The sequence below is a fragment of the Acutalibacter sp. genome, from assembly GCF_056800975.1.
The window spans coordinates 1-22,974 of the sequence record NZ_JBQISV010000032.1 but is presented as its reverse complement, the minus strand read 5'-3'; the positions used below and the strand labels follow the sequence as shown (position 1 = coordinate 22,974).

21 protein-coding genes are annotated in these 22,974 nt (G+C 60.8%); 7 read left to right on the top strand and 14 right to left on the bottom strand.

Features of this window, described 5'->3' with window-relative positions; all coding sequences use genetic code 11:
- Together ACTO5E_RS05360 and ACTO5E_RS05355 are read right to left on the bottom strand one after the other, a co-directional pair.
- On the bottom strand, positions 1-363 hold a 363-nt coding region (locus ACTO5E_RS05360), incomplete at its 3' end, for a carbohydrate ABC transporter permease (RefSeq protein ID WP_482302227.1).
- Complete coding sequence (locus ACTO5E_RS05355) at positions 360-2,816, bottom strand: ABC transporter substrate-binding protein (RefSeq protein ID WP_482302226.1); 2,457 nt, start codon at positions 2,814-2,816, stop codon at positions 360-362. The genes ACTO5E_RS05355 and ACTO5E_RS05360, both read right to left, overlap by 4 nt.
- 266 nt (positions 2,817-3,082) lie before the next feature.
- On the opposite strand from ACTO5E_RS05355, the gene ACTO5E_RS05350 reads away from it, so the two are divergent.
- Complete coding sequence (locus tag ACTO5E_RS05350; RefSeq protein ID WP_482302224.1) at positions 3,083-3,757, top strand: response regulator transcription factor; 675 nt, start codon at positions 3,083-3,085, stop codon at positions 3,755-3,757.
- A 4-nt stretch (positions 3,758-3,761) separates the two neighbouring features.
- Positions 3,762-5,045, top strand: coding sequence for a sensor histidine kinase (locus tag ACTO5E_RS05345; RefSeq protein ID WP_482302223.1), 1,284 nt, complete (start codon positions 3,762-3,764; stop codon positions 5,043-5,045).
- A gap of 228 nt (positions 5,046-5,273) precedes the next feature.
- On the opposite strand, the gene ACTO5E_RS05340 is transcribed toward ACTO5E_RS05345, so the two are convergent.
- The 8 genes from ACTO5E_RS05340 to ACTO5E_RS05305 form a co-directional block, all read right to left on the bottom strand.
- Positions 5,274-6,389 (bottom strand): GNAT family N-acetyltransferase, encoded by a 1,116-nt coding sequence (locus ACTO5E_RS05340; protein ID WP_482302221.1) that lies wholly within the window; start codon positions 6,387-6,389, stop codon positions 5,274-5,276.
- A gap of 12 nt (positions 6,390-6,401) precedes the next feature.
- A complete protein-coding gene (locus ACTO5E_RS05335; RefSeq protein WP_482302220.1) occupies positions 6,402-7,568 on the bottom strand; it encodes a bifunctional chorismate mutase/prephenate dehydratase in 1,167 nt (388 codons plus the stop codon).
- Between the two features lie 78 nt (positions 7,569-7,646).
- Positions 7,647-8,732 carry a chorismate synthase gene (gene aroC, locus ACTO5E_RS05330; protein WP_482302218.1) on the bottom strand — a complete coding sequence of 362 codons (1,086 nt, stop codon included), beginning with the start codon at positions 8,730-8,732 and terminating at the stop codon, positions 7,647-7,649.
- Positions 8,713-9,957 (bottom strand): 3-phosphoshikimate 1-carboxyvinyltransferase, encoded by a 1,245-nt coding sequence (locus tag ACTO5E_RS05325; RefSeq protein ID WP_482302216.1) that lies wholly within the window; start codon positions 9,955-9,957, stop codon positions 8,713-8,715. Before ACTO5E_RS05325 ends, aroC begins: the two co-directional genes overlap by 20 nt.
- A 411-nt stretch (positions 9,958-10,368) precedes the next feature.
- Positions 10,369-11,019, bottom strand: coding sequence for a TetR/AcrR family transcriptional regulator (locus ACTO5E_RS05320; RefSeq protein ID WP_482302214.1), 651 nt, complete (start codon positions 11,017-11,019; stop codon positions 10,369-10,371).
- Between the two features lie 198 nt (positions 11,020-11,217).
- Positions 11,218-11,883, bottom strand: coding sequence for a sigma-70 family RNA polymerase sigma factor (locus ACTO5E_RS05315; RefSeq protein WP_482302212.1), 666 nt, complete (start codon positions 11,881-11,883; stop codon positions 11,218-11,220).
- A complete protein-coding gene (spoIIAB, locus tag ACTO5E_RS05310) occupies positions 11,876-12,322 on the bottom strand; it encodes an anti-sigma F factor (RefSeq protein ID WP_482302210.1) in 447 nt (148 codons plus the stop codon). The genes ACTO5E_RS05315 and spoIIAB overlap by 8 nt, the downstream gene beginning before the upstream one ends.
- Positions 12,322-12,639: an anti-sigma factor antagonist gene (locus tag ACTO5E_RS05305; protein ID WP_482302208.1), complete on the bottom strand. Its 318-nt coding sequence runs from the start codon at positions 12,637-12,639 to the stop codon at positions 12,322-12,324. Before ACTO5E_RS05305 ends, spoIIAB begins: the two co-directional genes overlap by 1 nt.
- Before the next feature lie 266 nt (positions 12,640-12,905).
- Here ACTO5E_RS05305 and ACTO5E_RS05300 point away from each other — a divergent pair, with 266 nt between their 5' ends.
- From ACTO5E_RS05300 to ACTO5E_RS05280, 5 genes are all read left to right on the top strand, one after another.
- A complete protein-coding gene (locus ACTO5E_RS05300) occupies positions 12,906-13,109 on the top strand; it encodes a DUF1858 domain-containing protein (RefSeq protein ID WP_482302207.1) in 204 nt (67 codons plus the stop codon).
- An 83-nt stretch (positions 13,110-13,192) separates the two neighbouring features.
- Positions 13,193-13,879, top strand: a complete 687-nt coding sequence (locus ACTO5E_RS05295) for a class I SAM-dependent methyltransferase (RefSeq protein ID WP_482302205.1) — start codon at positions 13,193-13,195, stop codon at positions 13,877-13,879.
- A gap of 9 nt (positions 13,880-13,888) precedes the next feature.
- On the top strand, positions 13,889-14,653 hold the full coding sequence (locus ACTO5E_RS05290) for a Nif3-like dinuclear metal center hexameric protein (RefSeq protein ID WP_482302204.1): 765 nt from the start codon (positions 13,889-13,891) through the stop codon (positions 14,651-14,653).
- A 17-nt stretch (positions 14,654-14,670) separates the two neighbouring features.
- Complete coding sequence (locus tag ACTO5E_RS05285; protein ID WP_482302202.1) at positions 14,671-15,138, top strand: GNAT family N-acetyltransferase; 468 nt, start codon at positions 14,671-14,673, stop codon at positions 15,136-15,138.
- Between the two features lie 20 nt (positions 15,139-15,158).
- Entirely contained in the window at positions 15,159-16,895 is a 1,737-nt protein-coding gene (locus ACTO5E_RS05280; RefSeq protein WP_482302201.1) for an Rqc2 family fibronectin-binding protein, read from the top strand.
- Between the two features lie 98 nt (positions 16,896-16,993).
- Here ACTO5E_RS05280 and ACTO5E_RS05275 read toward each other — a convergent pair whose 3' ends face one another.
- The 4 genes from ACTO5E_RS05275 to ACTO5E_RS05260 form a co-directional block, all read right to left on the bottom strand.
- Positions 16,994-18,940 carry a GTP-binding protein gene (locus ACTO5E_RS05275; protein WP_482302199.1) on the bottom strand — a complete coding sequence of 649 codons (1,947 nt, stop codon included), beginning with the start codon at positions 18,938-18,940 and terminating at the stop codon, positions 16,994-16,996.
- Between the two features lie 314 nt (positions 18,941-19,254).
- Complete coding sequence (locus tag ACTO5E_RS05270; protein ID WP_482302197.1) at positions 19,255-21,324, bottom strand: polysaccharide deacetylase family protein; 2,070 nt, start codon at positions 21,322-21,324, stop codon at positions 19,255-19,257.
- A gap of 44 nt (positions 21,325-21,368) precedes the next feature.
- On the bottom strand, positions 21,369-22,541 hold the full coding sequence (locus ACTO5E_RS05265) for an amidohydrolase (protein ID WP_482302195.1): 1,173 nt from the start codon (positions 22,539-22,541) through the stop codon (positions 21,369-21,371).
- Between the two features lie 145 nt (positions 22,542-22,686).
- Positions 22,687-22,974: hypothetical protein (locus ACTO5E_RS05260; protein WP_482302194.1), on the bottom strand; the 288-nt coding region annotated here is incomplete at its 5' end.

The following is a 22,974-nucleotide window of genomic DNA, read 5'->3' as shown; positions in this document are numbered from 1 at the left end:
CCGCCACACCAGCACCACGCTGGCCACCGGTATGGCCATAGGGAACAGAAACGCCGTCTTCACCCCATCCCCCAGCTTGGTCTTTTTTTGAAGGATGACCCCGATGACCAGCGAAATCCCCAGCAGCGCCGGCAGGCACACCGCCGAAAACCGCAGGGTATTCCAGCAGGCCAGGCGAAAGGCCGGGTTTGCCAGCACATCCCCATAGTTCCTCAGCCCCACCCACTCCTCGATGATGGCATTGGCAAAGGACCGGCGGATCACGTCCACAAAGGGGACCAGCACAAACACCAGCACGCCCCCAAGGCTGGGCAGCAAAAACAGCGCGCCCGCCCATTCCCCTCGCTTTACCCGCCGCTTCATGACTCGGCCAGGTACAGGTCCAGCTTCTCCCGGGCCGTTTCCAAAGCCTCCTCCTTGGTCGTTTCACCGTAGATATAGAAGGAACAGTTGACGCATATGGCCGCGTTGATTTCATTGTCCTGGCTCAAATCCACGGTGTTCAGCGACTTCATCATATGGAGAAGCTCCTCCAACTCCTCAGCGGTGGGATAGCGAATGGCAGTAGGGTGAGGAGTCAGGTCCTCGCCGCGGTAGCGGTCCTGAGTAAAGGTTTTTCCCAGATTGTTCTCATATTTCTCCCGTACCACGCTGAAATTCACCGGCATGCCCAGGGTCGACCACGCGCTCTGGCTGAGATTATAGCTCTGTATGTCCTTAGAGAGCATCTTCCGCACAAAGGCCTTTGCCTCCTCAGGGTGCTTGCTCCGGGCGCTTACCCCAAAAATCCCCTGGGGCGTAAAGCTGCGCACACCGTTGTCCTCCAGCGGCTTATAGATGATCTCAGGATGCTCGTCCATGACAGCCATCAGCGTGGGCAGGCCATCCAGATTCTGGATTCTCCGCAGCTCCAAAATGGACTCGCCGTAAGTGATGCACAGTCCCAGGTCCTCCTCCTGCCAAATCGAGCTCCGTTGGTGATAAGCCCCATTCTCGTCCTCATAATCCAGGCCCTGGGTCTCGGTATCGTTATCCGCGTCGTACAGCCGCTTCAGGATATCATAATAGCGCTCAATATTCTCCCAGTTTGCCTCGCCGTTTTCTACCCAGCCAGGGCCCGCTATACCGGCGGTACAGCCCAGCATCCAGCCATATTGGCGGTAGCCGGTAATAGAGCTGATGTCCTTATTCCCAGCCCGCAGCTCCTCCACCGTATCGGCCAGAGATTCCAGCCCGGTAATCTTGTCCAGATGGGCCTTGTCCCCCACCACAATGGGCATGGCAAAGGCAGCCGGCACCGCAAAAAGCTTCCCGTCCTTCTGGTAGGCGTCCGTAACATTCCGCAGCAGCTCGCTCTCTGCGGCCTCCGCCTCCACCACGTCGGTAATGTCCAGCAGCAGGCCCTTGTTCTGATAGTTCTCAATAGGCATGCCGTCCATCAGAATAATGTCCGGCCCCTTATCCGCCATAATTTCTGTGTTCAGCTGGCGCAGGGCGTCCGACGCGGTAACCGCGCCTATATTGTCAGCATTAATGCCTGAGTGATAGGTCACCAGAATATCCTTGTGCTCCTGCTGAAACACCGCGATGGCCTGGGCAAGGGTCTCGGTCTCATAAAGAGAATAGATTTTCAGCTCCTCGGCAGGCTCCAGCTCCGCGTCCTCGTCATAGTCATAGCGGACAAAGCTGTACGTATCCTGACCCTGGTCTCCCACCCGAGTTGCCAGCAGCGCCAAAAAGCTGTGGTTCTCGGTGGTGACAAATTCTCTGCAGCTGACATTCTGCAGAGAGAGGCTGGTAAGAGGGGCTTCCATCAGCTTTTCAATGGAGACCCCGCCGGGCATGTAGCGGTAAATCCCGTTGGAGTCCACAAAGTAGTAGGCCTCCTCCTGGCCGTCGCTGTAAAGCTCAATGTACCGGCGGCTCTCCCCGCCGCCGGGGAACAGGATAGAGCCGTCCTCCTGGACCTCCGCGTCGCCCAGAATAAATTCGTTGATAGCGTCGGTGTCAAGACGCTCCTCCCAGGTTTCCAGGTCGAAGAGCCTGGCGCTGGTCTGGGTGGTCACCAGCATCGTGGCGGGGGTAAACGCCAGCCCCATAATCCACTGGTCGTTGCTTTTTCTGTCCGGCTGGATGGTGTGCAGAATCTCCCCGGTGTTCTGGTCCAGATGATAGACGATATTGGACATGGTGGTCCCCACCAGCGAGCCGTCCGCCAGAATATGCAGCCTGCTCAGGTCCGTGGCATAGGCGTCCGGGTCCTCCGGGGGCGGCGTGTCCTCCGTCATGGCAAATCCGGCGTAGAGCTCAAAGGCAGGCAGGCGCACCTCCAGCTCCCGTTCGCCGCCGTCCTTGTCCACTATAATATAGCGGGTATGGCTGTAAAACCTGTCGCCGTCCTCCACACCCTTGCTCATGGTAATAACCCTTGTGCCGTCCTGGCCATAGATCACGTTGCCCAGACTAAAGCCCTCCGACTCCATCTGCTTCATCATAGGCGACTCCAGCTCAAAGGCCTGCCAGCTCTTGCCCTGGTCCTCTGACTTCCAGAAGCCCTCGCTCCCCTGCAGGTACAGAACCCCAGCCACCTGGTTCAAGGTCCACAGGTATCCGCTGGTCTCCGGCAGCGTGAGCTTTGTCTCCACATAGCAGCCGGTGGCCACCGTGCCGGTGTCCTCCGGCTCCGGGTCCCCTGCGGTCCGGCTCTCCGCCGGCTCCTGGCCGCAGCCCGCCGCGCTGAGCAGCAGAGCGGCGCACAGCAGCAGCGCCAGAATTCTGCCCCAAGCTCCCTGGATCTGTTGTCTCCGTCCGTTCATCCTGATCACCCTTTCGTGTTTGTATTAAGAACATGATAATACACGAATCTCTAAATTGTCTCTAAAAAAGCTTAAAATTTTAAATTTTTTCGCTTTTTGAAAAACTTTTTTCATGAAATCCCGGCAAACACCCCCGCCAGCCCCTACCCCTATGTCTTGATCCAGGACCGCTAGGCCCGCGCCCCCTCCCCCAACCACCGCCATTGACAAGCGCTTCTACTGCCATTATAATATACTGTAATGAATGACGAAAGGGTGAATGCCCCATGCGCATCCTCTTGGTAGAAGACGACCAGCTGCTGGGGGAGTCTCTGAAATACCAGCTTGAGGCAGAGGGCTTTGCCGTAGACCTGTGCTCCAACGGCGAAGACGGCCTGCATTATATCCTGGAAGCCCCCTATGACCTGCTGCTTCTGGACCGTATGCTCCCCGGCACAGACGGCGTGGCCGTGCTGAAGGAGCTGCGGCGCAGAGGCTGCGCTGTGCCCGTCATCCTTCTCACCGCCCTGGGGGAGCTTGCGGACAAAATACAGGGGCTGGACGCCGGGGCCGACGACTATATTGTCAAGCCCTTCGCCTTTGGCGAGATTATGGCCCGCATCCGCAGCGTCACCCGCCGGCCCCGAGCCTGGGAGAACATCCCCCTCTTCCGCTTTGGCGACCTGACCCTCTCTCCCACAGAAAACCTGCTGAAAGGCCCTGGGGGCGACTGCCGGCTCTCCAAAAGAGAGTCCCAGCTGATGGAGGCCCTGCTCCGCAACCCCGGCCAGACTCTCCCCCGAGAGACCCTGCTGCTGCGGGTGTGGGGGCCCGACACCGAGGTAGAGGCCGGCAACCTGGATAACTACGTCCACTTCCTGCGCCGCCGCATCCGGTTCGTGAAAAGCGTGGTGGCCTTGTCCACAATCCGCGGGGTGGGCTACCGGCTGGAAGGGGTGTGAGGGGATGTTCCGCAAGCTGCACCGGCAGATGGCCCTGTTCTGCACCCTGGTCACAAGCTGCATTCTGGTTGCCATGACCGCTCTGTGTCTGTTCCTGTCAGAGCGCTCCATGCGGGAGACGCTGCGCCAGTCCTTCCTCAACCACATGACCCAGGTCATTTTTTATCTACAGGACCTGACTGTGGTGGAGGGTCCGGAGCTCACCAGAATGGAGCAGGCGCAATACATATTCTACCTGTTCGACAATGGCCTGCCCCTTCTGCACCGCACGGCAGGGTTTGCCGAAGACAAGGACCTCTGCCAGCTGGCTATGGAGACCGCCGCCCGGGACTACCAGCTGGACGTCACTTCTCCCCAAAACAACCCCCACGCCGTAGAATGGCGGCAGTTCTCCCTTCGGGACAAGGCAGGGCGGAACTACTTTGCGGCTGTGGCCGTATTTCGCCGGAGAAAGGCCGGCTGCTTGCAGGCCGTGGCTCTGTTCCCTTTGGCAAAGCAGGACAAGCAATTCAATGAGCAGCGTTGGCTTTTTGTGGGCATTGACCTGGTTGGCTGCATTATTTTTCTGATCTTCTCCTGGTTCTTTGTCAAAAAGCTGCTGCGCCCGGTTGAGGAGGCCCGGCAGAAGCAGGTTCAGTTTGTGGCGGCAGCGTCCCACGAGCTGCGCTCTCCTCTGGCGGTGATGCTCTCCAACCTCTCCGCTCTGGAAAGAGCCGGGCCACAGGAACGCCCCCGGTTCCAGAAAAACATCCAGACCGAGGGCCTGCGCATGAGCCGGTTGATTGACGACCTGCTGGCCCTGGCCAATGCCGACAGCCATTCCTGGAGCATACGCAGAGAGCCTGTTGAGCTGGACACCCTGACCCTGGAGCTCTACGAAAAGTATTCCCGCCCCGCCCGAGAGAGCGGCCTGCTGCTCACTGTCACTCTGCCGGAGGAGGGCCTGCCCCCCACCCCGTGCGACGGCGGACGGGTCGAACAGGCGGTGTCTGTCCTCATCAACAACGCCCTCAGCTACACGCCCTCCGGGGGGCAGGTGGACATCATCCTCTCCCAGCTCAGCGGGGGCAAAATGATGTTCACCGTCCAGGACAACGGCCCCGGCATACCGGACCAGGAAAAGCCTCTCATCTTCCAGCGTTTTTACCGGGCAGACCCCTCCCGCCAGGACCGGGAGCATTTTGGACTGGGCCTGTGCGTGGCCCAGGAGATTGCCCACCTGCACCGGGGCAAGCTGTGGGTAGAGGATACCCCCGGCGGCGGCGCACGGTTCAAGCTGATCATCTAACGCCACTTTGCCGGTGCTTCACACCATGTCTGCCAACAAAGCCCCAAACAAAGAATACCCGTCCCCACAAAGAAGCCCTTGCCCCCTGTTTGCGATGCCTCATTTTTGCCCATCCCTTTTTCTGTACCGAGTTTGTCCACAGCCCCACGCCCCCCAAAAGCAAAAGCCCGTCTGTAGAAAGGAACGCCTTTCCTCAGACGGGCTTTGTTCAACATTAAAATTGGTTATTTACGGCTGCGCCATACGGTCCTCTTCTGTCAGCCCGCGAATCACCCGGCAGGGGACCCCAGCCGCCAGGCTGCGGGGAGGCACGTCCCGGGTCACCACGCTGCCCGCGCCGATCACACTGCCCTCGCCAATGGTCACTCCGCCGCACACGGTCACATTCGCGGCCAGCCAGCAGTTGTCCTCAATGGTGATGGGCAGGGCATACTCCGGCTGAACCACCTGGCCGGTAGTTATGTCAACCTGACTTCGCTGCTCAGCCAGTAAGGGGTGCATGGGAGCCGCCAGGGTGCAGTTCGGCCCAATCAGTACATGGTCGCCAATGGTGACAGCCGCGCAGTCCAGAATCGTGAGATTGTAGTTGGCTGAAGCGCCCTTGCCCAGCCGCAGATGACAGCCATAGTCCACCCGCAGAGGCTGGGCCAGCCAACTGTCCTCCCCCATCTCCCCCAACAGCTCCTGCAAAATTCCGGCCATTTCATCAAAGGCGTCCGGCGGCAGATTGTTAAACCGGTAGGTCAGCCCCCGGGCCCTCCGGCGCATGGCAGTGAGCTCCGGGTCCCCCGGGTCGTACAAAAGCCCTGCCAGCATCCGCTCCCTGGGGGTCAGCGGCGGCAGCTTCTTTACCATAATATAGTCGTCCATCACATAGCCATGCCCAATATCTGTGGTCACGCTGTCTGTCACCACATACCCATAGTGCCGGTATATGTCAGCGGCATGGGTGTTGTGCTTGTTGACCGTCAAGCGGATCAGCTCCAAGCCCAAACGCCGGGCTTCCCGCTCCACCAGCTCAAAGGCCATACGCACCCCGCCCCGCCCCCTGGCCTCGGGCAGAAGATAGACCTTGCTCAAAAACATCTCCTCCCGGCCCTCATACCGGGGAGAAAAGCCCACAAAGCCCATCACCCTCCCATCCTCTTCCAGAGTATGGTACTGGTAGCGTTCCCGCTCCATCTGCTCCGCCACCGCATGGGGCGACTGAAATTTCTCCACCATATAGTCCACCTGACCCGGCGGGAGCAGCGGGTCATAGGTCAGGTGCCAGACCTGGCCGGCAACCTGACACATGGCGGCAATCTGCTGTTCATTCTCCACCTTTTTCAGTTGAAATCCCACATCAGTTCCTCCTTATTCCCTGTCTTCCCGCAGCGCGTCCGGCTCCGCGGAAAACTCGCTGTAGTTCCCCAAAAAGGAGAAGCGGGGCAGCTCCGCGTTCAGCCCGCAAATCAGCTCCAAAGTCTCCGGCGTGTGGATGCAGCCGGTAAAGTCCAGGTAGAAGTCATACTCAAACTCGCTGCCTGGAATGGGGCGGGATTCAATCTTTGTCAGATTCAGCCCCCCCATGGCAAACCGCTGCAACACATTATGTAAACTACCGGTCTTATGCGCCAGAGAGAAGCAGAGACTGATCTTACTGGCGTCCTCCGGCAAAATCGCCTCCCGAAAAACCGCAATAAACCGGGTGGTATTGTTCTTGACATTCTGAATCCCCTGTTCCAGAATGGTAAGTCCATACCGCCGGGCCGCCTCCGCGGAACAGATTGCCCCTGTCCCTGCCGGACGCTGCTCCGCCACCAGCTGTGCGGCTGCGGCAGTATTGCTGAACTCCTCCGACGCCAGCCCCCGGGCGGCAAGAAATTCCGAGCACTGGGACAGAGCCTGTGGGTGGGACAGCACCCGAGTAACAGGCCCGTCCCCGGCAGCCGCCAGACAATGTTCAATTTTTATGTCAACCGCCCCCACAATATAAAAGCGGTAGCGAAGAATCAGGTCGTACACCGCGTTTACCGAACCGGCAGCGGAATTCTCCACCGGCAGCACCCCAATCGCGCCCTGGTCCACCGCATGAAAGACCTGGCTGAATTCCGGGACAAAGCTCAGCTCTGTCTCACCAAACAGGCACCGGGCCGCTTGGTGGGAATAAGCCCCCTGCACCCCCTGGCACACCACCCGCCCCAAAGGAGCGGGCAGCTGCCGCCTGGCCTCCCGTTCCAGCTGCCGCAGAGGGGCGTCCTGCTCCAAAAGCCCATGCTGCCGGGCCCGGCTGATAGACATAATGCTCTGATACAACGCCGCCGCACTGCCTCCCAAGTCCCCGGCCTGCGCCCGCACCCGGTCCAAAATCTCCTGCTCCCGCTGGGGGCTCAGCACAGGCTTTCCTGCCGCGCGTTTAATCTCCGCCACCTGCCGGGAGCACTCCATCCGTTTTAAAAACAGCGGCAGCAGCTCCTGGTCGATGCGGTCGATCTCCTCCCGCTGGCAGGCCATCTGCCGCTGAAATTCCTTCTCATCCAATTCCCAGACACCAACCTTCCACACAAAAATATGGTAAACAAAATCGAAATTACGTCTCCTATCTCCGCGTTATGTCAACTAGTTGGAAAGGAGCAGGTCCAACGCAGCCACACACGCGGCCGCTTCCAACGCCGCCGCCGCCCGGGGGACAATACAGGGGTCGTGCCGCCCGGTAACCCGCAGCTTCGCGTCTGTCATAGTGCGCAGGTCCACCGTGTCCTGCTCTCTGGAAATGGAGGGGGTCGGCTTCAGCGCAGCGCGGAAAATCACCGGCATACCGCTGGTAATGCCCCCAAGAATGCCTCCCGCATGGTTGGTGCGGCAGCGCACCTGTCCGCCGTCCATATAGAACGGGTCGTTATTCTCACTGCCCAAACGCTCCGACACGGCAAAGCCCGCGCCAAATTCCAGCCCTTTGACTGCCGGAACGCCAAACACCAACGATGCAATCCGGTTCTCCACCCCGTCAAACATGGGGTCGCCCAAACCGGCGGGCAGGCCCAGAATCGCGCACTCTACCTGCCCCCCTGCGCTGTTCTGGTCCAGCCTGGCCCGCTCAATGGCCACCCGCATGGCCTCCCGCACCGAGGGCTCCACTACAGGAAAATACTCCCGGTTCAGCCGGTCCAGCGTCTCCTTGGTCAGACCCACCGGGTCAAAAGCCGGGTCGGCCCGGTCGCAGCCCGCAATCTTGACCACATGAGAGCCCACAGCCACCCCCCGCCGGTCCAGAAGCTGCCGCGCCACCGCTCCTGCGAATACCAGCGGCGCGGTCATCCGGCCGGAGAAATGTCCGCCGCCCCGCACGTCCTGAAACCCGCCGTATTTCACCTGAGCCGTGTAGTCCGCATGACCGGGCCGGGGCAGGTATTTCAGTTGACTGTAATCCTTTGGGCGTTGGTTCTGGTTCACGATCATCGCGCACAGGGGCGCACCCGTGGTCACTCCGTCCAAAAGGCCGCAGAGTACCTGGGGCTCGTCCGGCTCCCGGCGGGTGGTGGCTGTCCTGTCCTGGCCCGGCGCCCGGCGCGCCATCTGTACCAGCAGGTCCTCCCACACAATGGTTTCTCCTGCAGGCAGGCCCTCAATATTTACCCCAATGGCCTGGGTATGGCTGCCTCCAAAAATGGAAATCCGCAGCTTGTCACCCCAACTCGACGACATGAGCATCTCCTCCTAGCTTGGTGAATTCTTCATAAAAATCGGGATAGGTTTTGGTGATACTCCAGGGATGCGTCACCCGGACAGGCTCCCGGCTGCGCAGGCCGGCCCCAGCCAGAGCCATCAGCACCCGGTGGTCGTTCTGACCGTCCGCCAGCCCTCCCGCCAGGGCCTCCGCCCCGGTAATCCGCATTTCGTCCCCTAAATCCTGGGCGCTGCCCCCCAAAGCCGTAATGGCCTGCACCATAGCGGCCAGCCGGTCGCTCTCCTTCAGCCGGAGCCGCGCCCCGTTGCAGAGCCGGGTCTCCCCCTCGCTCAGGGCGGCGCAGACAGACGCGGCAGGCGCCATGTCTGTAATCTGAGACACATCCAGCGTCTGCCCCCGCAGTCCGCCAAAGGAACAGGCTGCGTTGGGATTCTGCGCCACTAAGAGATCGTCCTCCCACCAGACCGGCAGACCGAAGCCGCCAAAAACCTCAACGCAGGCCCGGTCTCCCTGCAGGGAATCCTTCCGAAGCCCCTCCAATTCCACCCGGGCCCCGGTTGGCGACAACGCCGCCATATTCAAATAAAAAGCCGCCTGAGACCAATCCCCTTCCACAATGTACTCCCGGGGCATATACCGCTGATTGCCTGGAATCTGCCAGCCCTCCCCAGCAGTCTCAACCGTCACCCCATAGTCTTTGAGGATGTCCAGTGTCATATTCACATAACCCTCTGACTCAAGGGGCGTGGTCAGCAAAAGCTCGCTGTCCCCTGGCAGCAGCGGCAGGGCCATCAGCAGCCCCGTGACAAACTGGGAGCTGATGTTTCCCGGCAGGGCATAGCGTCCGGGCGTCAGCCGGCCCTCAATTTCCAGGGGCAGCCCGCCCTCCGAGAGAAAGCCCACCCCATGGGCAGGCAGCAGCTCGCCATAAACGCCGATGGGCCGCTGGGGCAGCCGCCCTTGCCCGGTGAACCGCCAACGCCCCCCCAAAGCCCCACAGATGGGAATCAGAAACCGCAAAAGCGAGCCGGATTCTCCGCAGTCAAACTCCCCCCCCTGGGCCTGGGCCAGCTGCCGCGCCGCTGACAAAGTGGCGTTAATATCTCCGCTGGGCGCAAGCCCCTGGGGTTGGGGCCCGCCGGCCAGGGCGGCGCAGAGAATCGCCCGAATGGCGGCGGACTTGCTGGGCGGCACCCGGACTCTGCCGCCGGAAAAGCTGTGACCATATATAACCTGCTGCATGAAAAGCCTCCTGTTAGCACCCAATATCCTTGCTATTATCCTGATGATTTCTGTTTGGAGAAGGCCAACGCCTTTGCAAAGCAAAAAAGAAACGCTTCGCGCTTCAGGGCTTCTCCTTGTGTTCGTCAGAACACATGATATCACAAATCTGTTTGGAGAAGTCCGGTGCTGTGACTTGGCATCGCCAAGTCATGCGCAGCAAAAGAGAAGCGCTTCGCGCTTCAGGGCTTCTCCTTGTGTTCGTCAGAACACATTATACCATGCTTTGTGTATGCTTGCAAGAAAAAATAGCGCAGTGCGCAGTCCCCTGCCGCCAAAAAGAAAGGACCCCAGACGCTCCCCGCCTGCGGTCCTGATGAATAGTCCTTGACTGTAATGGCAATATGGTTCCGCTCCCCCTCCTTGTCTCTTTTATTCCGGGACGCTCCCCCGGATGGAATCCGCGGCAGAGCCGTCGCAGCTCCCCCCCTCTGAACCGAGGCTGTGGGTAATAATCCGGAACAGCACTGGCTTCATCTCCTCCAAGCTGCCTGGGCGCTGCTCCACCATGCAGCCATAGCACACGCTGACACACATGCTCACAATGGCGGTAAGCCAGCGGTAGAGCTCCAATTCGTCACACCCGGCCATTTCCGGGCAGGAGCGCACCACCCCGTACACCTTGGCAAAAAGAGGATGCAGCTCCCCGTCCTCCTGCAGCTCGTCCGCCCTGGGCCACTTGAGATTGTGCCGGATCAGCCGCAGCGCGAACACATTATGGCTCAGCTCCTCCAAAAGGCAGTCGGCCAACGCCAGAACCTTTTCGGTAAAGCTCACCTGCCCCAGGGTCTTCACATGGGCCAGGGCCTGGTCAAACAGCCCCTCGCTGATGCGCCAGATCAACGCCTGGGCGATGGCGTCCTTGTCCGCAAAATAGAGGTAGAACGTCCCCTTTGCCACCCTGGCCCGGGTAACAATGTTGTCGATGCTGGTCTTCCCGGCCCCCTGCTCCATAAAGAGCTCATAGGCCGCGTCCAGCAGCGCCTGCCGCTTTTTCAGCTTGTTTTCCTGCAGCTTGCCCATGGGCCTCACCATTCCTCCGCTGTTTTTCCTATATCATAACCCATCCTGGCGGAAAAGGCAAGACCCTGCTTGACTTCGGGAGTGTCCCAACCGCAGAGATATTCATCTGTGTTCCCCCCGCCCTACGGGCGGGGGGAACACGAAAAGCTCTCCGAAACGGACACTCCCCTTGCCTTCCAGTCATTTCACCTCCACTTCTTATACAAGCTCGCTGCGCAGCAGCTCCAAAAGACGCTTCTCCCGCCGGCTCACCTGCACCTGGGTCATTCCCAGCTCCGCGCCGGTGCGGGCCTGGGTCAGCCCCTGAAAATACCGCAGCTCCAGCAACTGCCTGTCCCTTGGCTCCAGCCTCTCCAGCTGCTGACGCAGGCTCAGCCGCTCTGTCAAACCCTCCTCCGGCGGGTCTATGGGCACCTCCACCTGCTCTCCCTCCGGTCCCGCAGTGAGAGAGACCGGCTGGCGCAGCGCCCCCAGAGCCAACGCCGCCCGTTCCGGCGGCACCTCCAACGCCTGAGCCAGCTCGTCGATGGTGGGGGCTCTCCCCTCCTTTTCTATCATGGCCTGCGACAGCTTCAGCACCCGCGCGGCCAGCTCCCGCAGCCCCCGAGACACCCGCATGGCGCCGCCGTCCCGGAAGAGCCTGCGAATCTCCCCCAAAATCACCGGCACCGCATAGGTGGAAAACCGCAGCCCCCGTTCCGGCTCAAACCGCTGGGCGGCCTTCACCAGCCCCAAGCAGCCCGCCTGGTACAGATCATCATACTCCAAGCCCCGGCCAGAGAACCGCCGGGCGCACAAATGTACCAGCCCCAGGTTTTCCGTGACAGTCTGGGCGCAGTCCCTTTTCTTCTCCTGCTCACTCATCTGCTTTTTTCTGAGAAAAATTCTTGGAAAGAGTCACCGTAGTGCCCCTTCCCGGCCGGGAGGACACCCGCACGCCATCGCAGAAGCTCTGCATCACCGCAAAGCCCAGGCCGGCCCGTTCCTCGCCCCCTGTGGTAAACAGCGGCTCCATGGCCTGCTCCACATCCGCAATGCCGCAGCCCTTGTCCCGCACCCGGACCACCGCCCTGCCCCCCTCAAAGAGCTTGACCGTTATGTAAACCACGCCGATTCTGTCCCCATAGCCGTGCACTACCGCGTTGGTCACCGCCTCTGATACCGCGGTGCGCAAATCGGACAAATCCGCCACCGTGGGGTCGGCCTGGGCCAAAAACGCCGCCACTGCCGCCCGGGCAAAGCCCTCGTTCACCGAGCTGGATGGAAAACTGATCTGAACCTGATTCAACAGCCGCGCAGCCATCAGCCCGCCCTCCTCTCAATAGCCGCCAGCGAGGCCACCCCCGCCAGCTCCACCATTTTGTTCAGACTGGGGGACAGACCGCACAGCACTACCCGGCCCCGCCAGGCTCCGCACAGGCGCACCCGGCCCAAAATCAGCCCGATCCCCGAGCTGTCCATAAATGGCACGTCAGAAAAATCCAGCCGCAGCATATAGGGCTTCAGCTTCTGGGCCGAGGCGTCAATGGCCTCCCTCAGCTCCCGGGCGGCATGGTGGTCAATCTCCCCGGTCAACCGCGCGGTAAGCACCCCCTCCTTATATCCAAGCTGCACGCTCATCCAGCATCCTCTCCAATCCAATGGGTTTGCCTCCATTATAGAGGCTTGTCCCCGCAAATCCCGGTGAAATTTGTTGACTAAAAAAATTTTTCCTCTGGGCCCCGGGGCTTTCTGCCGTCTCATGACGACGGAAGGGAAAGCGGCTGGCATGGCGGGCCCGGAGTCAACAGAAAAATAATTTTTTCGCCAAAGTATTGCATCCTGACCAGCGGGGTAGTATAATGAAAGCGTCATAAAAGATAACAATAAAATGGAGGAATTTGCATATGGCTTCGATTACAAAGGACACAATTATCGGCGAGATTCTGGACCTGGACCAGACCACTGCCCCCTACTTCCTGGAAATGGGCATGCACTGCCTGGGCTGCCCCTCTGCCCGGGGCGAGACCCTGGAGCAGGCCTGCGCGGTCCACGGTGTGGACGCTGACGAGCTGGTCAGCAAGATCAACGAGCATCTCAGCGGCAAATAACCGCCGCTTTCAACACCAGCCAGCGCCGCGCGGTATGGGGGTCTCTCTCAGCCGGGCGGCAGTTGGCATTTATGGAGGCTCTCATGCCAAGACCCCTGTTTACCCTCAGCCCCCGGCTGGCCGCCTGCGGGGCCCTGGTCCGCGCCGGCTCCCCTCTGATCGACGTGGGCACCGACCATGCCTACCTCCCCATCTGGCTGCTGCGCACCGGCGCCGTCCCCCGGGCTGTCTGCTGCGACATCAATCCCGGGCCCCTTCGCTCCGCCGAACACCACGCCCGACAGTACCACACGGAGGACCGGCTCCGGCTGGTGCTCAGCGACGGACTGGCCGGCCTTGGGCCTGAGGACGGAGACGACATTGTCATTGCCGGAATGGGCGGGGAGCTGATTCTGCGCATTGTGACCCTGGCCCCCTGGCTGAAGGACCCTGCCAAGCGTCTGATCCTACAGCCCATGTCCGCTGCCAGCGAGCTCCGGGCCGGGCTGTGGGAGCTGGGCTTTCCCATTCACACCGAGCGCGCCGTAGAGGACCACGGAAAGGTCTACACCGTCCTTTGCGCTCAGTACGCCGGGCCCCTTCCCCCGGTCGACCCGGTCTATCTGGAAATGGGCCGGCTGACGCCTGGAGAGCCGGCTGTGTACCGGTACGCTGTAAAAACCGTAAGGCGGCTGTTAGACCAGCTTCGGGGAGCCGAAGCCCGGGGAGAAGACGGCTCCCGGCTGCGGCAGCTGATCCGCCAGATCGTCCAACAATACGCCGTTGATTAGGAGGAAAACATGGCAAGAATTTGCGATATTTATGACGTCATCCATGCGGTAGCCCCCTTTGACAGCCAGCTGTCCTTTGACAACAGCGGCCTGCTGGTGGGCGACCCGTCCACCCCTGTCACCCGGGCCCTGCTCTGTCTGGACATTACCGAGAGCGTCATTGAAGAGGCCGCGGGCATGAACGCCAACCTGATCATCAGCCACCACCCGGTGATTTTTGAGCCCCTGCGCCGGCTCTCCGGCCGGGAGCCCGCCTGGCTGCTGGCAAGGCAGGGCATTGCCGCCCTGTGCTGCCACACCAACCTGGACCTGTCCCCTGTGTGCGGGGTCAACATTGCCTTGGCCAGCCGCCTGGGGCTGCGGAATGTCCGGCGGGAGGATGTGTTCGGAGAGGAGACTGTGCTCTTTTCCGGCGAATGCGACGCCATGGACCCAGCGGATTTTGCCCAAATGGTGCGGGACCGGCTGGGCGCGGGCGGGGTACAGTGGTTCCCCGGAGAGGGCGCGGTAAAGAAGGTGTTTTTCTGCAGCGGCTCTGGGGGCGGTGAGGCTGGGTTTGCCGCCTGCCGGGGGGCCGACGCCTTTGTCACCGGCGAAATGAAGCATCATGAGGCCTTGGAGGCAGCGCGTCTGGGCCTCACCTGCGTGGTGGCCGGGCACTATGAGACCGAGGTGGTCTTCCGGGAATTCCTGGCCGCCTACCTGAAAAAACGGGTGCCGGATACGGCGTTTCTCATCAGTAAGGCGGAAACGCCGCCCTTTGCCCATGTCTGAATCCAGGAGGGAACCCAATGACCATCCAACCCGGAACAGCAGAAGACCTTGGGGCCATCGGCCTGCTCTATGAGGAGCTGAACGCCCGCATGGCTGCGCTTCAGCCAGACAATTTTCGTCCTGCCAGACAGAACGACGCCTGGATTCTCTCCCAGCTGACAGAGGAAAACAGCGACTTTTTAACCGCCCGCACCAACGAGGGGACAGTCATCGGCTTTGCTCTTGTGCAGTTTCGGGACACCCCCGACGTCCCCAGCTTTATTCCCCGCCGGTATACCTATCTGATGGACCTGGTGGTAACCGAGAGCTGCCGGGGCCAGGGCGTCGGCAAGGCGCTGTTGGCGGAGGTGGAGCGCTGGGCCAGAGCCTGGGGCTCGGAGTTTATCGAGCTGGGCGTGCTCAGCGAAAACACCGCCGCCCTACGGGTATACGAAAGCTGCGGCTATACCGAGCGCAGAAAGGTCATGGGGCGCAGCCTGAACTAATACGGAAAGGAAAACATATCATGGCACTTGACGGGGCGTTTTTGCGCCATATCAAAAAAGAATTGGAGGGCGTTCTGCTGGAAGCCCGGGTGGACAAAATCCATCAACCCAACCGGGAGGAGCTGGTCATCGCCTTTCGCAGCCGCGAAACCGCCTGCAAGGTGCTGTTCTCCGCCCGGGCCAACAGCGCCCGGGTCCACCTGACCCAGATTGCCCTGGAGAACCCCAAGCAGCCCCCCATGCTGTGCATGCTGCTGCGAAAAAAGCTGCTGGGGGCCAAGCTCACGGCCATTCGCCAGCCGGAGCTGGAACGGCTGCTGCATTTTGACTTTGACTCCATCGACGAGCTGGGCGACCATGTCACCCTGACCCTGACCATGGAAATCATGGGACGTTACAGCAATATTATGTTAACCGGACCCGACGGAAAAATCATTGACGCCCTGAAGCGGGTAGACGCGGAGATGAGCTCTCAGCGATTGGTGCTGCCTGGACTTCCCTATCAGCTGCCGCCTCCCCAGGACAAGCTGTGTATGCTCACCGTCGGCCCTTCGGAGCTCTCCGCCGCGCTGAAGGCTCTGCCCAGAGACATGGAGCTCTCCAAAGCTCTGCTGACCGTGCTGCAGGGGGTGTCGCCGGTGGTCTGCCGGGAGCTGGCCCACCGGGTGGGCCGGGGAAGGGAACTTACCGCCTTTACACTGGATGAGGAGCAGCAATTCCGGCTCAGCTACTTTTACCAACGCTGGCGGGAGACTGTGGAGCAGGTCAGCGGCACACCCCACATGGTGGTAAACCTGCAAAAAAAGCCGCAAGACTTTTCCTTTACAGACATCCAGCAGTACGGGACCTCTGCGGTGGTGCGGCAAGCGGAGAGCTTTTCACAGCTGCTGGACCAGTTCTATCTGGAACGGGACACCCTGGAGCGTATGCGGGTGCGGGAGCAGGACCTGCTGCGGCTGCTGGGCACCCACTCCGAGCGGCTGGCCCGAAAAATCAACGCCCAAAAGGCCGAGCTGGAGCAGTGCGCCCAGCGGGAGAGCCTGCGGGTGGCCGGCGACCTGTTAAGCGCCAACCTTTACAGCTTGGAGAAGGGCAGCTCTCAGGTCCAGTTAGAGAATTTTTACGCAGACCCGCCTGCCCCCCTGACCATTTCCCTGGACCCGGCGCTCACCCCCAACCAGAACGCGCAGAAGTATTATAAGGAATACCGCAAAGCAAAAACTGCGGAGGAGAAGCTCAACGAGCAAATCGACCTGGCGGGAAAAGAGCTTGTCTACCTTGATTCTGTCCTGGACGCCTTAGCCCGGGCGGAAAACGAGCGGGACCTGGCGGAAATCCGGGCGGAGCTCAAGGAGCAGGGGTACATCCGCTCTCTCCGCAGCAAAAAGGAGAAGCCCGCCGGCGTCAGTGAACCTCTCAGCTTTACAACTTCCGACGGCTTTACCGTGCTGGTGGGCCGCAATAACCGGCAGAATGACAAGCTGACCTTAAAGCTTGCCAACAACAATGACGTCTGGTTTCATGTCAAAAACACACCTGGCTCCCACACCGTGCTGGTGACAGATGGGCGAAGCCCTACCCCCACCGCGATGGAGGAGGCGGCAGTGCTGGCCGCTCAGCACAGCAAGGCCAAGGGCTCCGGCCAGGTGCCGGTGGACTACACCCAGGTACGGCATGTAAGCAAGCCCCAGGGTTCCCGCCCGGGCATGGTGGTTTATGTCAACTACAAGACGATTTATGTTAACCCTACAGAATAGCCCACCGAAAAGAAAATAGAACTGCCGCCACTGAAAATCTGAGTCCAAATGAAACAAAAAACCCCCGCGAACCCATTCACTGTGTTCGCGGGGATTTTTTATAGCGCGTTCCTGGAATGAAGAATCCACTTTGCCCGGTCTCTGGGGTCCAGGCCCCGGCGCTTGGCGGTTTTGCCCAATTCCAGCGGGCAGGGCTCATAGCCGGAGAAGCGTGTGCTGAGCGCCCCCCGCCCCCCGGTGAGACTGCCAAATTCCACAGGATAGCTGAGAGACTCCGCCACCGGCACTCTTGCCTCCATGGTCAGCTCTGTCTTGTGAATGACCGGGGGCTCAAAGCTCCCCCGCATCGCCAACACATCCCGAATCAGCCGGCCCGCGTGCTCCTCGCCGGCGCTCATGCGCAGGGTGGTCATGGGCTCCAACAGCGTGCAGCCGGTGTTTTCCAGGCCGTTCATCAAAGCCATGGGGGTGGCAGTGAAAAAGTCCAGGGGATGGGTGTGGATCAGATGGTGGCTGCCCCCGGTAAGGGTGATTTTCAGGTCAGTGACCTCCCAGCCGTACAGCCCCTGCTTCAAGGCCCCGGGCAGCGTCTGGGCAATGTGGGACTGGTAGCGGGACAGAATCACCCTGTCCCCCACCGCCGACTCAAACTGAAAGCCAAAGCCCCTCTCCCTGGGCTCAATGTCAAACTGGATACAGGCCCAGCAGGGCTTGGGCCAGGTGTAGTTTTCTATGCCCACCCCGGCCTTTGCAGGGGTCTCTTTATAAATGACAGAGGGACTGTCAAACGCCGCTTCCAGCCCAAACCGGTCCTGAAGAAAAGCGGCAATCACCTCCAACTGGATCATGCCTGTGATCTTGATGTACAGCTCTCGCTCCTCCGGCTCCCATTCCATATCCAGAAGCGGGTCCTCCTCCGTCAGCTCCCCCAAAGCCTCCACCAGCTCAGTCAAACGCTCCGGCGCCTTTGGAAACACCTGCACCTTCAGCAGAGGCGCCGTCAGACTGACCTCCCGAAAGAGGGCCTCCTCCCCAATCACATCCCCGGTCCGCACCTGAGAGAGGCCGTACAGCGCGCCAATGTCCCCGGCAGCCAGACGGCCCATGTCCGCCTGCCGGTTTGCCAGCACCCGGCGGATCTGGGTCACCTTCTCCACCTGGCTCCTGCCCCGCAGAGGGACCGGGTCCCGGTTGGCAATGCTGCCAGAAAACAGCCGCACATGAGCAGCCTTCCCCATGCTCTTTTCATGCTCCACCTTATACACCAGACCAGAAAGAGGACCGTCCTCCTGCCGGGAGGCCTTGGGCAGCAGACAAATCCCGTCCAGCAGCTCCCCAACGCCAATACCCAACGCCGCCGCCCCCAGGTAGACAGGGAAAGCCTGCCGGGCGGCAATTTTCTCTCTCAACGCCCGCCCCAGCACAGGCAGGGGGACCGGGCGGTCCTCCAAAAAGCAGGCCTCAGCCTCTGGGTCGCTGTCCACCGCCAGCTCAGTCAGACGGTCGTTGAAAGGGCCCTGCTCCCAGTCCAGAGGGAACACCTGGCAGGCGCGGGTCTGAGCTGCCTCCCAGCGTTCCATCACCACCAGATCCGAAGAAAACCGGGCCGTCAGCTCCTCAAGCAACGCCTGAGGCTCCGCCCCCACCCGGTCCAGCTTGTTGACAAAGAGCAGCGCCGGCATATTCAGCCGGCTCAACGCCTCCCACAGCAGCTCTGTCTGCCCCTGAATCCCCTCAGAGGCCGGCACCACCAGCACCGCGGCGTCCAACACCGAGAGGCTTCGCTGGACTTCCCCGGCAAAGTCCACATGACCGGGGGTGTCGATCAAATTGATCTGGGTGTCCCCCCAAAACAGCCGGGTAGAGGAGGCCTTGACAGAGATGCCCCGCTGACGCTCAATGTCCAGCCAGTCAGTCTGGGCGTCCCGGCCATCTACGCTGCCCAGGGTGCGCAGCTCCCCCGCCGCGTAGAGAAGCTGCTCGGTGAGGGTGGTTTTCCCCGCGTCCGCATGGGCCACAATTCCAATGTTGATGATATCCTTCATATCGGCCTCCTGGTCTTCCGCCTGTCTCCGTGTCAAAAATTCAGGTATATTGTATAATACCCGAGGCGTTCTGTCAAGGCGTTGACAAAGACAAAAAGAGCACCCCCGCCACTACAACGAAAACCGCAAATTCCTTTTCCCAACCCATACTTTATAATCAGTACCGTGTACACTTCCCCCGGCTGTCAAACCCAAATTTGAGGACCCCGCCACACACAGCCTGAACCAAAAAGACCCGACAGCGTTCTTCTCCGCTGCCGGGCCTTTACAAAGCCTGCATATATCCTATTATGGTAAGAATTGGGCTACCCCAGCTACTCCTCCGGTGTCTGACTGCCAGAGGGTGTGCCATCCGACTCCTGACCATCCGAAGACCCATCGCCCGGTTCCTGACCGTCCGAGGACCCGTCGCCCGGCTCCTGACCATCCGAGGACCCGTCGCCCGGCTCCTGACCATCCGAGGACCCGTCGCCCGGCTCCTGACCATCCGAGGACCCATCGCCCGGCTCCTGACCGTCCGAGGGCCCGTCGCCCGGCTCCTGGCTCTCCATCCAGTCCGCAAAGGCCATCAGCACAACCGCCGCCTGAGCCCGGCTGGACCGCTCCTCAGGCAGGAACGCACCCCGGTCGTTGCCAGAGAAAAGGCCGGTTGCTGTCATCTGCTCCACCGCCCTCAGGGCCCAGCCCGCAATCCTCGCCCGGTCGGTATACTTCTCCGCCGCTCCGGCGCTGTCCGGCAGGGTAACGCCCCGAGCCCGGATCAGGTTGGCAAAAATCAGGCTCATCTCCTGCCTGGTAATGCTCCGCTCCGGCCGGAAGGTGCCATCTGGAAAACCGGTAGCCAGCCCTCTGTCATACGCCCAGGCAACAGCCTTGGTGTAGTATTTGCCCTGCGCCACATCCGAGAAGGGCATGGCCCACACCGTCTCCTGGTCCACGCTTTCCCCGGACCACTGGAACAGCATGGTCATCAGCTGGGCCCGGCTCACCGAATCGCCAGGGGCAAAGCGCCCGCCGCCAACTCCGCCCAAATACCCGGCAGACACAGCCCGGTCCAGCTGCTCATAATACCACTGTCCCTTCCATACGTCCCGGAAAAAATTGCCCCGGCTGGAATAGGAGGCCCGAACCGCAGGGCTGTCCAGCCAGCCCTCTTTACCGGCATAGACGCTGATCTCCGTACCCGGCTCCAGAGCCACAGGGCCGGTATACAGGCCCGCCTCCCCATTCAGAACACAGGTAACAGCCGCCCCCGGCGTATCGCAGGTAACTGTCAGCACACCCTCTGTCACGTCAATACGGGGTGTGGCCGTCACCGGCATGGTGAGGGCCTTGGAAACTGTGTCGCTTTTGCCGCCGTTCATGTTAAAAGCCGCCACCGCCCGCACCGTGCAGGGGGTCGACGCCAGAAATGGCCCGGAATAGCGTTTGCTGGCCTGATTCAGGGCCTTGCCGTCCGTACTATAGTAAATACTGGCCCCGTCCTGGGCGGTTATGGTGACACGGTACTGGCCTCCCTCCGGCACAGCGGAGATCACCGGCGCCTTCACCGGCCCCAGATCGCTGCCCTTGGGGGCGCAGCGGGTGACCTGCACCCCATTGCGCAAAGCCGTGCCCCGGCGGCGAAACAGCTCATTGATGGTGACAAACTCATAGCCCCGGGCCTGAAGAATATCGATTGCCGCCAGCGAACCGGGAATGGTGGTGGCATGAATGTCATGCACCAGAATAATGTCCCCGTCGCTGGTGCTGCCCACAATGCGGTTTTTCACTGTCTCCGCATTCCGATACAGCCAGTCCTGGGGGTCCACCGCCCACATGGCCAGAGGAGCCCCCACCGCCCTTAGGGTGGCGGCAGTGCCGCTGCCATAGGGGAGCCGCACCATGTAGCCGGTCCCCTTGCCGCAGGCCCGGTCAAGCACCGCGTTGGTGCGCTGAACCTGGCTCTGCACCCCATACTCGGAGAGATTGGCCAGGTTGCTGTGGTCATAGCTGTGGTTGGCAATCTGGTGCCCCTCCTGATAGGCCCGCTCCACCACAGCCGGGTAGCGGGCCGCGTTGGAGCCCAGCATAAAAAAGGTTGCCTTGACTCCCCGGGCCTTCAGCCCATCCAGCAGCTGATCCGTATAGGGGCCGGGGCCGTCGTCATAAGTAATCGCCGCCAGCTTTTTGCCGGCATACCGCTCAGCCTCCTCCACACTCTCCGGCTGAGCGGCTATTTCTTCCTCCCCCTCTGGGGCGGGCGGGGCCTCCGTCTCAGGCCTCTGGTCCGCCGCCTCCATTTCCGCCATAACAGGCGCTGCCTCCTCTGCCCCGCTGGCGGGCAGGGCAAAGCTCACTGCCAGCACAGCCGCCACCAGCAGCATAGAAATCCATCGCTTCATTTTTCCTGTCTCCATTCCCCGTTGAATTGTGTTCGCATCCCCGCTCAGCCCTGGGCCTGATAGACCAGCCTGCCGTCAATCAGGGTCGCCAGGGTTTTACACTGTACATCCCGCAGAGGGTCCCCCTGGTAGATGACAATGTCCGCGTCCTTGCCAGACTCCAGACTGCCCACCCGGCTGCTGATGCCCACAATCTCCGCCGGGTTTATGGTGACAGCCTTCCAGGCCTCATCCTCCGGCAGACCCGCCTGCATGGCAAGCCCCGCGCACAAAGGCAGATACCGCAGCGGAATCACCGGCGCGTCGGTGATAATGGCGATTTTCGCCCCGGCCTCCACCAGAGCCCGGGGGGTGTCCCAGGACTTTTCCTTCAGCTCAAACTTGGACTTGTTGCCCAAAGTGGGCCCCACCAGACAGGGCCTGCCCTCCTCAGCCAGCTCCTGGGCAATGAGATGCCCGTCGGTGCAGTGGTCCAGGGTAATGTCCAGCCCAAACTCCTTGGCTACCCGCAGGGAGGTAAAAATGTCGTCGGCCCGGTGGGCGTGGGACTTCAGGGGAATCTCATGGCGCATCACCGGGAGCATTGCCTCCAGCTTCTGGTCATAGGCCGGCTTTTTGTGGTTTTCCGGGTCCTGCTTCCAGGCGTCCAGCTCCTCCATGTAATTCTGCGACTTGGCCAGCAGCTCCCGCAGCAGAGCGGCCGTGCCCATGCGGGTCATGGGGGCCTTCTTCTGTCCGCCATAGCAGCGCTTGGGGTTTTCGCCCCAGGCAATCTTCATGGCGGCAGGGTTCTTCACCACCATATCGTCCACCCGCTTGCCCCACAGCTTCACCGCCAAAAAGGTGCCCCCCACCACATTGGCGCTGCCCGGGCCAGTGACAGCCGTGGTCACCCCATGGCTGTAAGCGTCAAAAAAGGCCTCGTCCATGGGGTTCAGGCCGTCGATGCCCCGCATCTGGGGGGTGACAGGGTCGGTCATCTCGTTATAGTCCGCGCCCTCAAAGCCAATGGCCTCCTCGTCCAGGCCGATATGGCAGTGGGCGTCCACAAAGCCGGGGGCCACCAGCCCTCCCGCCGCGTCAATGACCTGAGCGTCCGCCGGAGCGTTCACCGTCTCGCCCACAGCCACAATCTTCCCGCCGTCAATCAGCACCTGCCCCTGGGGAATGTCCGGGCCGGCCATGGTTTTAATCCTGCCGTTCTGAATCAGTATCATTCTCTCTCGCCTCTTAATGTTGGTTTCCGGTACAGAGCCGGTAACCATATCATACCAAGTCTGGGAGGATTTTGCAATGGGGGTAACAAAAACTTACATGATTACGCAAAAACGCCCGGAGCTGCTTTCTCTCCGGGCGCGTTTGCTATTCAATGCCGTACTTTTTAATAAAGTCCAGTGCGTTCTCCACCCAGTGGGGGTATTGCAGCCCGGCGCGCACATCGTCAGGAGAGATATAGGCCCCATCCATCACAGCCTGCTCCATGGCTTCAACCACCATTGCCTCCCGTGTATAGGGGTCGGCCATGTACCTTTCAAACTCAATATTCATCTTGAAATCCACACCGCCGACAGCCCCTTTATAGAAAAAGCTTCCCTTGCCCAGCAGTTCGCCAATCCGCTCAAAGCACGCCAAACCCTCCCGCATCTGGTC

Coding starts and splice junctions, on each gene's coding strand:
- ACTO5E_RS05355 (WP_482302226.1), bottom strand. CDS start 2,816: ATGAACGGACGGAGACAACAGATCCAGGGAGCTTGGGGCAGAATTCTG.
- ACTO5E_RS05350 (WP_482302224.1), top strand. CDS start 3,083: ATGCGCATCCTCTTGGTAGAAGACGACCAGCTGCTGGGGGAGTCTCTG.
- ACTO5E_RS05345 (WP_482302223.1), top strand. CDS start 3,762: ATGTTCCGCAAGCTGCACCGGCAGATGGCCCTGTTCTGCACCCTGGTC.
- aroC (WP_482302218.1), bottom strand. CDS start 8,732: ATGTCGTCGAGTTGGGGTGACAAGCTGCGGATTTCCATTTTTGGAGGC.
- ACTO5E_RS05325 (WP_482302216.1), bottom strand. CDS start 9,957: ATGCAGCAGGTTATATATGGTCACAGCTTTTCCGGCGGCAGAGTCCGG.
- ACTO5E_RS05320 (WP_482302214.1), bottom strand. CDS start 11,019: ATGGGCAAGCTGCAGGAAAACAAGCTGAAAAAGCGGCAGGCGCTGCTG.
- ACTO5E_RS05315 (WP_482302212.1), bottom strand. CDS start 11,883: ATGAGTGAGCAGGAGAAGAAAAGGGACTGCGCCCAGACTGTCACGGAA.
- spoIIAB (WP_482302210.1), bottom strand. CDS start 12,322: ATGGCTGCGCGGCTGTTGAATCAGGTTCAGATCAGTTTTCCATCCAGC.
- ACTO5E_RS05305 (WP_482302208.1), bottom strand. CDS start 12,639: ATGAGCGTGCAGCTTGGATATAAGGAGGGGGTGCTTACCGCGCGGTTG.
- ACTO5E_RS05300 (WP_482302207.1), top strand. CDS start 12,906: ATGGCTTCGATTACAAAGGACACAATTATCGGCGAGATTCTGGACCTG.
- ACTO5E_RS05295 (WP_482302205.1), top strand. CDS start 13,193: ATGCCAAGACCCCTGTTTACCCTCAGCCCCCGGCTGGCCGCCTGCGGG.
- ACTO5E_RS05290 (WP_482302204.1), top strand. CDS start 13,889: ATGGCAAGAATTTGCGATATTTATGACGTCATCCATGCGGTAGCCCCC.
- ACTO5E_RS05285 (WP_482302202.1), top strand. CDS start 14,671: ATGACCATCCAACCCGGAACAGCAGAAGACCTTGGGGCCATCGGCCTG.
- ACTO5E_RS05280 (WP_482302201.1), top strand. CDS start 15,159: ATGGCACTTGACGGGGCGTTTTTGCGCCATATCAAAAAAGAATTGGAG.
- ACTO5E_RS05275 (WP_482302199.1), bottom strand. CDS start 18,940: ATGAAGGATATCATCAACATTGGAATTGTGGCCCATGCGGACGCGGGG.
- ACTO5E_RS05270 (WP_482302197.1), bottom strand. CDS start 21,324: ATGAAGCGATGGATTTCTATGCTGCTGGTGGCGGCTGTGCTGGCAGTG.
- ACTO5E_RS05265 (WP_482302195.1), bottom strand. CDS start 22,541: ATGATACTGATTCAGAACGGCAGGATTAAAACCATGGCCGGCCCGGAC.